The organism is Peribacillus sp. P4_C12, from assembly GCF_056402095.1.
In genome coordinates this window covers 1-4,375 of record NZ_JBFUIB010000312.1, presented here as the reverse complement: position 1 = coordinate 4,375, position 4,375 = coordinate 1, and the positions used below count along the sequence as shown (strand labels likewise).

Annotated in this window: 3 protein-coding genes and 1 tRNA gene; all 4 read left to right on the top strand. The window is 35.3% G+C overall.

Annotation, left to right across the window (positions count from 1 at the left end; all coding sequences use genetic code 11):
* Positions 1-257: 257 nt before the first annotated feature.
* Positions 258-329 (top strand) — tRNA-Val (locus AC1DUW_RS21785).
* 414 nt (positions 330-743) lie between these two features.
* The gene (locus tag AC1DUW_RS21780; protein ID WP_053345031.1) at positions 744-1,268 is read left to right on the top strand and encodes a type 1 glutamine amidotransferase domain-containing protein; all 525 of its coding nucleotides are present in this window, start codon (positions 744-746) and stop codon (positions 1,266-1,268) included.
* Between the two features lie 420 nt (positions 1,269-1,688).
* Complete coding sequence (locus AC1DUW_RS21775; protein ID WP_477643437.1) at positions 1,689-3,791, top strand: YhgE/Pip family protein; 2,103 nt, start codon at positions 1,689-1,691, stop codon at positions 3,789-3,791.
* Between the two features lie 392 nt (positions 3,792-4,183).
* Positions 4,184-4,375 (top strand): ATP-binding cassette domain-containing protein (locus AC1DUW_RS21770; RefSeq protein ID WP_477643436.1); only part of this gene is annotated, 192 nt, incomplete at its 3' end.

Here is a 4,375-nt window from a genome sequence, read left to right as displayed (position 1 = left end):
TCTCTAAGGGAATATTCCCCTCCAAATGTTTACGAAGAATATATTTCATTTTTTATCACTCCTTAGCATACTTTCATTATATACGAACGTATGTTTTTTATGCAAATAAAAAAAGAACACTAGTTCGTATTTTTTAACAGAGAAATTCCTTAAAAGATAAACATAAAATTTTTTTAAAATAATTCGTTGACTTTTTATTAAAAAAACTTATAATAAATTATGTACTTAAGTAATAGAACAAGCTAATTAATACATACGACTTGTTAGCTCAGTGGGAGAGCACTTCCTTGACAGGGAAGGGGTCGTGGGTTCGAATCCCTCACAGGTCATCCGAACGGCGGAAGCATTGTTAAGCAATGTTTTTGCCGTTTTTTATTTTATCAATTTACTATACAAAGAAGATCGTTACGTATAAACCTTACCCTCGAATATCTTGTTCGGGGGTTTTCTATGTCCATAGAATAGAATGGAACAGTGTCGATAATAGATATTTCATAGATGAAATTGTGAATTTCTGTAGGGGGAAATGCTAGTTTCGCAGAAAAAATCATGAAAGACTAAAAATTCAATCGCAAGGAAAATATTAAATTAAATGGTAAAATAACTGTGAGAACAGAGTAGCAAAAATAGATACTTTCCTTGTTATATTAAAAGATAAGCTGGTAGCAGGAAAGGGCAATATATGTGGAAGGATAGTAAAGTGAAGGGGAACCATGTATTTTAATAAAGAAGGAGAGATTTACATGCGATTAGTAGGAAAGAAAATTATCAGTCTTGTGCACCATGATTTTGAAGATTTAGAGCTCTGGTATCCAATCTTGCGTTTAAAAGAAGAGGGAGCGATTGTTCACCTCGCTGGAGAAAAGGCAAATGAAACGTATATTGGAAAATATGGTGTGCCTGCTGTATCAGATTTTGCATATAGTAGTATTAAAGCGGATGAATATGATGCCATCCTTGTCCCAGGAGGTTGGGCCCCTGATAAAATTCGTCGTTTTCCTGAAGTGATTACACTTATCCAGAGCATGGAAGAAAGTAAAAAGCCAATCGGACAAATCTGTCATGCAGGATGGGTCTTAATCTCTGCTAAAATTTTGCAGGGGAAGAATGTTACGAGTACACCTGGTATTAGAGATGATATGGAGAATGCGGGGGCAACATGGATAGATAAGGCTGTTGTAGTAGACGGACATCTTGTATCCAGCAGACGTCCTCCAGATCTTCCAGATTATTTAAGAGAATTGATAAAAGTAATTGAAAAACGCTAAAATATAATATGACAAAAAAAGTGATTTTTCCTCCTGGAGAAATCACTTTTTTATCAATGAATTTCTGATTAAAAAATATTTCTAGAAAATATAATAAAGAACGAACTCAGAATGTTAGTAATTATGGTCTCAAAATTGTAACTGCTTATACAGTAAAATTCAGGATCCAGTAAACAAAGTGTTGTGAAGTGTTATTGAGATGTTTGAAGGTAAGGTAAAAATCAGAAGAGGATAAAAAGTATTCGTACCAACTAGCAATTCTTTATTAAAAGAAATAAGTCAAAACTCTAGGAGCGGGTGTCGTTATCGACACCGGCTTCTTTTCAATATGAGGAAAGACTATGGATATGTTTACTTAGTATTGATCGAGACTATTTTTCGAATAATAGTAACAAAATACTATTTGCGCGGGGGTAAGGTTTGAAAAATATTCGAGAAATTTTCATTGACGATTTAAAAAGTATTTATAGGAATTTGCTTGTCTGTATCGTTGTTATTTTTCTAATGTTTATCCCGTCTATTTATGCTTGGTTTAACATTGTTGCTTCTTGGGACCCTTATGCCAATACGGAAGGCATCCTTGTCGGTATTTCCAATAATGATAAAGGTACAGAGTTAAATGGTGAAGCCGTGAACTTAGGCAATGAAGTTATAGAGGGGCTAAAGGGGAATTCAGATTTAGGCTGGAGATTCACAACAGAAAAAGATGCCATTGCAAAGGTGAAAAAGGGAGATTATTACGCATCTATCATCATTCCAGCTGATTTTTCAGAACATATTGCGACCATCATGACAGATGATCCCATTAAAGCGGAGATTGATTACTATGTTAATGAAAAAATCAATTCCATTGCTCCTAAAATGACTGCAGCAGGGGCTAATAGTATTGTGGACAATGTGAGCAAAAGCTTTATTAAAACAGCTAGCGGGAGTATCCTTTCAATCTTTAATGAACTGGGAATCACATTGCAAAATGAGTTACCGACCATTAAAAAAATGAAGAATATGGTGTATTTATTAGAGGAGAAACTGCCTGAGCTTGAGCAAAATATCAAAACGGTCCAAACACATGTAAAAAGGGCTGAAGACATCATTAAGATGGTTAATGATGGTCTGGATTCAATTGAAGGAATAACGTCACAAAAAGACAAATTAGTGTCAGACGTTTCTAGTTATGTAGATTCAACAAGGCAGGCATTCGAGGGGATCAATCCACTATTAGTAAATGATCTTGCAAATGTAAGAAGCGATAATGAATCTATTTTAGTGCTGGCAAACCGGTTAACGAATCAGGAGTTGCCTAGCAATGAGGTGGATCAGATAGTTGAACAAGGGATAACGAGGATAAAAAAAGAGTTGTACCTGTTGGACAGTATGTATAATTTATTGGTGAGAGTCAATCAATTTAGTGAGAATAACTGGCTTCAACCAGAAATAAAGCTAATGGATAATCTGCGGGATAATGCTTCGAATCAACTTCAAGCGCTGAATAACCGTTCCTTTGGCTCACTTATAGATCTTGGTGAGAACAATGATAAAGTCTTGGCAAGCTTCCAGGATAACTATTCAAAGGAAACAGGACCAAAATTCAATGAAATTTGGAATGAAACGGATTCCATATTGAAAAAAGTTCAGCTCACAATGGAAGAGGGTAGCCAGGTTCTTCCTGAAGTAAGGACACTGTTAAATGAGACCAATCGAACGTTGGAAACTCGCACAGGAGAAATCGATAAGTTACAGAATAAGTTTCCAGAAATCGAAACGAAAATAAAGGCTCTAGCGGCTAAAATGAGAGAAATCGATAAGTCTTATAACATGGAAGAAGTGATTGCTTTCTTAAAAAATGACATCGAGCAAGAAAGCGACTTCTTTTCAGAACCAGTGCTACTCAATAAACACAGTTTATTTCCGATTCCAAACTATGGATCAGCCATGTCCCCATTCTTCACCGCACTTTCACTTTGGGTGGGTGGCACAATATTAATTTCAATGCTAAGCGTGGATGTTTCTCATAAAGTTTACAGCCCGTATCAAATATATATTGGGCGGTACCTAATATTCTTCATCATTGGGTTAATGCAGGCACTCAGTGTTTCTATAGGCAATATTATCCTAATTGATGTATATGTAGCTGATAAATTTGAGTACATCGTGTTTTCTGTCTTGATTAGTACAGTATTTACACTCATTGTCTACACCTTTGTTTCAGTTCTTGGAAATGTGGGAAAGGGAATAAGTGTTGTCTTAATGGTCCTCCAAATATCAAGTTCAGGCGGGACTTTCCCTATTCAAGTGACACCACTATTTTTTCAACATATCAATCCCTTCTTGCCATTCACCTATGCAGTTGGTTTACTTCGTGAATCGGTTGGGGGAATAACCTGGAGTGTTGCTGGCAAGGATATTTTTGTCTTATTTCTCTTTTTAATAATCACTCTCATCTTAGGTATCGTTCTGAAGAAACCATTGCATGCTAGAACACAAAAAATGAAGGATAAATTATATGGAAGCAGAATTTTTTAAAATAGAAACGAGAATATATGTATGTCTCCAGTTCGTCAAATAGGTAGGGTAGTCTTTGGAGTCTGTCAAGTATGTTTGCGCTAGAAATTGGTCCAACTACTTTTCTTAAATGTGAAAGGTTGGCGCGTTTACAAAAATCATCATTGAAGAATAGTCTGGATCCTTTTTTATTAAGGGTCTCAGGCTATTTGTCTATTTATGGGTTGGAACTAGAATAATGTTTCTTACGAAATTAAGTAGTATTGCTTTATTTATACAATAAAAAGAGTTGATTGAAAAATACCGATAAATTAGAATTTTTGCATTTTTATAGTTGACAAAAACCATTGGATTAATCATTATTAAGAAATAATGTTTAGTAAATCAATGCGATTTAAAAGTGGGGTGACTTTATGTATTTAACAATAGATGGAATTGAAAAAAGTTTTTTGAATGAAAAGAAAGAAAGCATAAAGGTGCTCGATGAGATTAACATAGAGGTCGAGAAAGGAAGCTTCGTTTCGATTGTTGGGCCATCAGGCTGCGGTAAATCGACACTCCTGTATCTAATTGCTGGTCTGGATAAGGCTGATAAAGGGGAGATC